Here is a 5,884-nt window from a genome sequence, read left to right as displayed (position 1 = left end):
TAACCGTAGGAGCGAGGCTTGCCCGCGAAGAGGTTGTCAACCGCAACACATTTTTCTGGGGCAACAAAAAACCCCGCCGGCTTTCGCAGGCGGGGTTTTTAGTACAGGGGTACGGCTGGCTTACATCATGCCGCCCATGCCGCCCATACCGCCCATGTCTGGCATACCGCCGCCAGCACCGCCGTCTTTCTTCGGTGCATCAGCAACAGCGGCTTCGGTGGTCAGGATCAGACCGCCGATCGAAGCTGCAGCTTGCAGAGCCGAACGGGTAACCTTGGTTGGGTCCAGGATGCCCATTTCGATCATGTCGCCGTATTCGCCAGTCGCAGCGTTGTAGCCGAAGCTGCCTTCGCCGTTCTTGACCTTGTCGACCACTACGCTCGGCTCGTCGCCGGAGTTGGCAACGATCTGGCGCAGCGGCGCTTCAACAGCGCGACGCAGTACAGCGATACCCACGTCCTGATCGGCGTTGTCGCCTTTCAGTTCGGTCAGTGCTTCCAGAGCACGGATCAGGGCCACGCCACCGCCAGGTACCACGCCTTCTTCAACGGCTGCACGGGTAGCGTGCAGGGCGTCTTCAACGCGGGCTTTCTTCTCTTTCATTTCAACTTCGGAACCAGCGCCAACCTTGATCACTGCAACGCCGCCGGACAGCTTGGCCAGACGCTCTTGCAGTTTTTCACGGTCGTAGTCCGAGGACGTTTCGGCAACCTGGGCACGGATCTGGTTGATGCGCGCTTCGATGTCGCCTTGTACGCCAGCACCGTCAACGATGATGGTGTTTTCCTTGGACAGGGTCACGCGCTTGGCGTTACCCAGGTGCTCCAGGGTGGTGCTTTCCAGGCTCAGGCCGATCTCTTCGGAGATAACGGTACCGCCGGTCAGAACGGCGATGTCCTGCAGCATGGCCTTGCGACGGTCGCCGAAGCCTGGAGCCTTGACGGCTGCGACTTTGACGATGCCACGCATGTTGTTCACAACCAGAGTCGCCAGGGCTTCGCCTTCAACGTCTTCGGCCACGATCAGCAGCGGACGGCCGGCTTTGGCAACGGCTTCCAGCACTGGCAGCATTTCGCGGATGTTCGAGATCTTTTTGTCGACCAGCAGGATCAGCGGGCCGTCCAGCTCAGCGACCATGGTCTCTGGCTTGTTGACGAAGTACGGGGACAGGTAGCCACGGTCGAACTGCATGCCTTCTACAACCGACAGTTCGTTTTCCAGGCCCGAGCCTTCTTCAACGGTGATCACGCCTTCTTTACCGACTTTTTCCATGGCTTCGGCAATGATGTCGCCGATGGAGTTGTCGGAGTTGGCCGAGATGGTGCCGACCTGAGCGATGGCTTTGAAATCAGCGCATGGCTTGGACAGGGCTTTGAGCTCTTTGACAATGGCGATGGTCGCCTTGTCGATGCCGCGCTTGAGGTCCATCGGGTTCATGCCGGCAGCGACGGCTTTCAGGCCTTCGTTGACGATCGACTGAGCCAGAACGGTGGCGGTGGTGGTGCCGTCGCCTGCGTCATCGTTGGCACGGGAGGCAACGTCTTTGACCAGCTGCGCGCCCATGTTCTCGAAACGGTCTTCCAGTTCGATTTCTTTGGCTACGGAAACGCCGTCCTTGGTGATGGTCGGAGCGCCGAAGCTCTTCTCGATGATCACGTTACGGCCTTTCGGGCCCAGGGTCGCTTTTACTGCGTCAGCCAGGACGTTGACACCGGTGAGCATTTTCTTGCGGGCGGAATCGCCGAATTTAACTTCTTTAGCAGCCATGATCGATATTCCTTAAATACTTTGTAGTAGCGGGAAAATGAGCGGGGAATCAGCCTTCGACAACAGCGAGGATTTCGTTCTCGCTCATTACCAGCAGGTCTTCGCCGTCGACTTTCACAGTGTTGCTGCCGGAGTAAGGACCGAACACAACCTTGTCGCCCACTTTCACGGACAGTGCACGCACTTCACCGTTATCCAGTACGCGGCCGGTGCCGACAGCGAGGATCTCGCCGCTGTTGGCTTTTTCAGCAGCCGAGCCTGGCAGGACGATACCGCCAGCGGTTTTCTTTTCTTCTTCGCTGCGACGGATGACGACGCGGTCATGCAGAGGACGAAGCTTCATTGTCGATCTCTCCTAATTGTGGTTTTCATCGGCCGGTGTAGTCCCGGCGGGTTTAACAAAGTCCGGCGGTGCCGGGTGCGGTTCGTCGAGCGAACCGCGGAAGTCTGACTGGCGTGATCGCCAGAAACCTTGCGGTGACCGTTACATAAGGGCGTACAAGCTGATTACAAGGGCCGGCAGCGAAAAATTTTCATGTCGATGCCCCGCAAACGATCACGGCACCCGAAGGTGCCGTGTCGATAGATTGAATTACTTGGTATCGCGGTGTTCGAACTCGCCTTCGATCACGTTGGGCTCACGGCCCAGCGGTTCGCGTGGTGCGGGGCCGCCACGGGCCTGCAGGTCATCGGCGAAGGCGCGTTGGCGAATCGCCTGTTCCTCGGCGCGCTGGCGCATTTTATTGGCCAGCAGACGACGACTGATCGGCAACAGCATGATCAGGCCGATCACATCGCTGATGAAGCCGGGCAGGATCAACAGGCCACCGGCCAGCGCCAGCATCAGACCTTCGAGCATGGTCTGGGCCGGTAGCTCACCGCGGTTCAGGCTTTCACGGGCACGCAGTGCGGTGGCCAGGCCGGCAATGCGCAGCACAAAAACACCGAACATCGAACCGAGTATTACCAGCAGCAGGGCGGGGAAAAACCCGATCGCCCCTGCCACCTTGACGAATACGAACAGCTCCAACACCGGGAACAGCAGAAAGAGCAACAAAAAAGGGCGCATCAAATGGTTCCTCAACGCAAGAATGCCTTGCCAGTTCACCTTAGATGACGTCGCCGTTTCGTGAATTCAAGCGTCGGCCACTTCATTTTTCGGCCAATGCTCAGCGTGGGCCAGGAAAACCAAGGCTTCGCGAACTTGTGTCGGCGTATTACATGGTGCCTGGAACGGTAGCCAGTAGAGGCTTTGACCGATGCGCAGGTGCATGCCTTCGCTGTCGATGCCGACCATTTGCGCCGGGGAAGTCTTTGGCAAACCGGCCAGTTCCACGTAATGGGCAATCGCTTTGGCGTGATCGGCGTTCATGTGCTCGACCATGCTGATTTCAGCCTTGCCGGCAAACGGGTTGGCCAGCGTCAGCTCATTGACCCAGTGGATCGCACCGAATCCACCGATGTAGCGATGACGGACCGGCGTCAGTACCCAGAAATCAAAATCATGGGCGGTGTGGTAGCTCTGCGATTCCGGAAAGTAGCGGTAATAGCGCTCGGCAGCGGCGTCAATGGCCGCGGCGTCTTCCAGCTGTCGGGCTTCGGCCAGGTAAGTCAGTCGACCGACGGCCTGTACATCTTCAGCGCCGCGTTCACCGACGAACAATGAACATTTCGGATCTTTTTGCAGATTGTGCGTGTGCTGCGCGATACGGCTGATCAGGATCAACGGTCGGCCATGCTCATCCAGGCAATACGGAACCACTGAGCCGAACGGAAAACCGGGCATTGCTTTGGAGTGCGTCGAGAGCACTCCACGGTATTCCTTGAGAAGCAATTCTCGTGCATGCTTAGCCGCTTCAACGCTCAATTTATGACTCCTTATATAGAATCCGTCAAAAAAACGGACGGGCTGCGCTGGAAAGTCCCAGCACGCCATCGGGCAATTCTCATGTGCAGCCAAGCCAGGTCAGGCGCAGATCGAGAGGCTATCTAGCAAGGAAACCACTCAGACCTGCTACCGGGGCATGCGAATGCAACTCACTGACAAAGTAATCATTATCACGGGCGGTTGCCAGGGTTTAGGCCGTTCCATGGCCGAGTATTTCGCCGGCAAGGGCGCGAAGCTGGCATTGGTCGACCTGAACCAGGAAAAACTCGATGACGCGGTCGCCGCCTGCAAAGCCAAAGGCGTCGAAGCTCGCGCTTACTTGTGCAATGTGGCCAACGAAGAACAAGTCACGCACATGGTTGCCCAGGTCGCCGAAGACTTCGGTGCGATCCATGGCCTGATCAACAACGCCGGCATCCTGCGCGACGGCCTGCTGCTCAAGGTCAAGGACGGTGAAATGACCAAAATGAGCCTGGCGCAGTGGCAGGCAGTGATCGACGTCAACCTGACCGGTGTATTCCTGTGCACCCGTGAAGTTGCGGCGAAAATGGTTGAGCTGAACAACAATGGCGCGATTATCAATATCTCGTCGATTTCCCGCGCTGGCAACATCGGCCAGACCAACTACTCTGCCGCCAAGGCCGGCGTCGCTGCGGCCACCGTGACCTGGGCCAAGGAACTGGCGCGCTACGGCATTCGCGTGGCCGGCATTGCACCGGGCTTCATCGAAACCGAAATGACCTTGGGCATGAAGCCTGAAGCGCTGGAGAAGATGACTGCCGGGATTCCGCTCAAGCGCATGGGCAAGCCGGAAGAAATCGCCCATTCCGCGGCGTACATTTTCGAGAACGACTATTACACCGGGCGGATTCTGGAGATGGATGGCGGGTTGCGGATCTAAGCCCAGACATGAAAAACACTGTGGGAGCCAGCCTGCTGGCGATTGCGGTGGTTCAGCCAACATGGTTGGTGAATCTGAATCCGCTATCGCCAGCAGGCTGGCTCCCACAGTTGATTGTGTTTCAGGCCATCAATCGTCGCTGATGCTGATGTTCGGCATCGCTGGCGTCAGCGCTTCCTGCAACACGATCCGCGCACCGACGTGGCGGGCCAGTTCCTGATAAACCAGGGCGATCGGGCTGTCCGGCTCGGCGATCACTGTTGGCTTGCCACCATCGGCCTGTTCGCGGATGGCCATCGCCAGCGGCAACGAAGCCAGCAGTTCGACGCCGTACTGATTGGCCAGTTTCACCCCGCCGCCCTCACCGAACAGATGCTCGGCATGCCCACAGTTCGAGCAGATGTGCACGGCCATGTTTTCCACCACGCCCAGCACCGGAATGTTGACCTTGCGGAACATTTCGACGCCCTTGCGAGCGTCCAGCAATGCCAGGTCCTGCGGGGTGGTGACGATGACGGCGCCGGCCACCGGGACTTTCTGCGCCAGGGTCAGCTGGATGTCGCCGGTGCCTGGCGGCATGTCGATGACCAGGTAATCCAGATCGCCCCAGGCAGTCTGGGTAACCAGTTGCAGCAAGGCACCGGAAACCATCGGTCCGCGCCAGACCATTGGCGTGTTGTCGTCGGTCAGGAAGGCCATGGACATGACTTCGACGCCGTGGGACTGGATCGGCACCAACCACTTCTGATCTTTGATCTGCGGGCGGGTGCCTTCGGCGATGCCGAACATGATGCCCTGGCTCGGACCGTAGATGTCGGCGTCGAGAATCCCGACCTTGGCGCCTTCGCGAGCGAGGGCCAGTGCCAGATTGGCCGCGGTGGTGGATTTGCCCACGCCACCCTTGCCTGACGCCACGGCCACGACGTTTTTCACGTTCGCCAGCCCCGGAATCTGTGCCTGAGCCTTGTGTGCGGCAATCACGCTGGTGATGTCGACTTTTGCACTCGACACGCCATCGAGGCCTTGAATAGCCATTTCCAGCATCTGCGCCCAGCCACTCTTGAACAGACCGGCGGCGTAACCCAATTCGAGCTGGACGCTTACGCGGTCGCCCTGGATGTCGATGTTGCGCACGCACCCGGCGCTGACCGGGTCCTGGTTCAGATAAGGGTCGGTGTATTGGCGAAGGACGGCTTCCACCGCTGCGCGATTGACGGCGCTCATGGGCAACTCCGATAACAAGGCTGGAAAATCAGGCAGGTATCCTAACCGTTCTAGCTCAAGGACGGCATGCCCACTGATGATTTGTGGCAAACACATCCCTGTGG

6 protein-coding genes are annotated in these 5,884 nt (G+C 58.8%); 1 reads left to right on the top strand and 5 read right to left on the bottom strand.

The features are described from left to right. Positions 1–120: 120 nt before the first annotated feature. The 4 genes from groL to D8U69_RS29230 all read right to left on the bottom strand — a co-directional run bounded on the left by groL (position 121) and on the right by D8U69_RS29230 (position 3,634). Positions 121–1,767: a chaperonin GroEL gene (gene groL / locus D8U69_RS29245; RefSeq protein ID WP_130908651.1), complete on the bottom strand. Its 1,647-nt coding sequence runs from the start codon at positions 1,765–1,767 to the stop codon at positions 121–123. A 49-nt stretch (positions 1,768–1,816) separates the two neighbouring features. Next, positions 1,817–2,110: a co-chaperone GroES gene (locus D8U69_RS29240; protein ID WP_034149036.1), complete on the bottom strand. Its 294-nt coding sequence runs from the start codon at positions 2,108–2,110 to the stop codon at positions 1,817–1,819. A 249-nt stretch (positions 2,111–2,359) separates the two neighbouring features. Beyond that, a complete protein-coding gene (locus D8U69_RS29235; protein WP_056853586.1) occupies positions 2,360–2,836 on the bottom strand; it encodes an FxsA family protein in 477 nt (158 codons plus the stop codon). A gap of 66 nt (positions 2,837–2,902) precedes the next feature. Then, positions 2,903–3,634, bottom strand: coding sequence for a HugZ family protein (locus D8U69_RS29230; protein WP_056853587.1), 732 nt, complete (start codon positions 3,632–3,634; stop codon positions 2,903–2,905). Positions 3,635–3,797: 163 nt separating this feature from the next. Here D8U69_RS29230 and D8U69_RS29225 point away from each other — a divergent pair, with 163 nt between their 5' ends. Then, a complete protein-coding gene (locus tag D8U69_RS29225) occupies positions 3,798–4,556 on the top strand; it encodes an SDR family oxidoreductase (RefSeq protein WP_130905939.1) in 759 nt (252 codons plus the stop codon). A 129-nt stretch (positions 4,557–4,685) separates the two neighbouring features. On the opposite strand, the gene apbC is transcribed toward D8U69_RS29225, so the two are convergent. Beyond that, entirely contained in the window at positions 4,686–5,780 is a 1,095-nt protein-coding gene (gene apbC, locus D8U69_RS29220; RefSeq protein ID WP_130908650.1) for an iron-sulfur cluster carrier protein ApbC, read from the bottom strand. Positions 5,781–5,884 lie beyond the last annotated feature (104 nt).

The organism is Pseudomonas sp. Sample_16 (genome assembly GCF_004307665.1).
GTDB lineage: Bacteria > Pseudomonadota > Gammaproteobacteria > Pseudomonadales > Pseudomonadaceae > Aquipseudomonas.
Note: the sequence above shows the minus strand (reverse complement) of the source record. Positions and strands in the feature narration are given on the sequence as shown.

Bases quoted from the DNA above. Each gene is read 5' to 3' on its own strand.
- groL (WP_130908651.1), bottom strand. From the start codon at position 1,767: ATGGCTGCTAAAGAAGTTAAATTCGGCGATTCCGCCCGCAAGAAAATG.
- D8U69_RS29240 (WP_034149036.1), bottom strand. From the start codon at position 2,110: ATGAAGCTTCGTCCTCTGCATGACCGCGTCGTCATCCGTCGCAGCGAA.
- D8U69_RS29225 (WP_130905939.1), top strand. From the start codon at position 3,798: ATGCAACTCACTGACAAAGTAATCATTATCACGGGCGGTTGCCAGGGT.
- apbC (WP_130908650.1), bottom strand. From the start codon at position 5,780: ATGAGCGCCGTCAATCGCGCAGCGGTGGAAGCCGTCCTTCGCCAATAC.
- D8U69_RS29235 (WP_056853586.1), bottom strand. From the start codon at position 2,836: ATGCGCCCTTTTTTGTTGCTCTTTCTGCTGTTCCCGGTGTTGGAGCTG.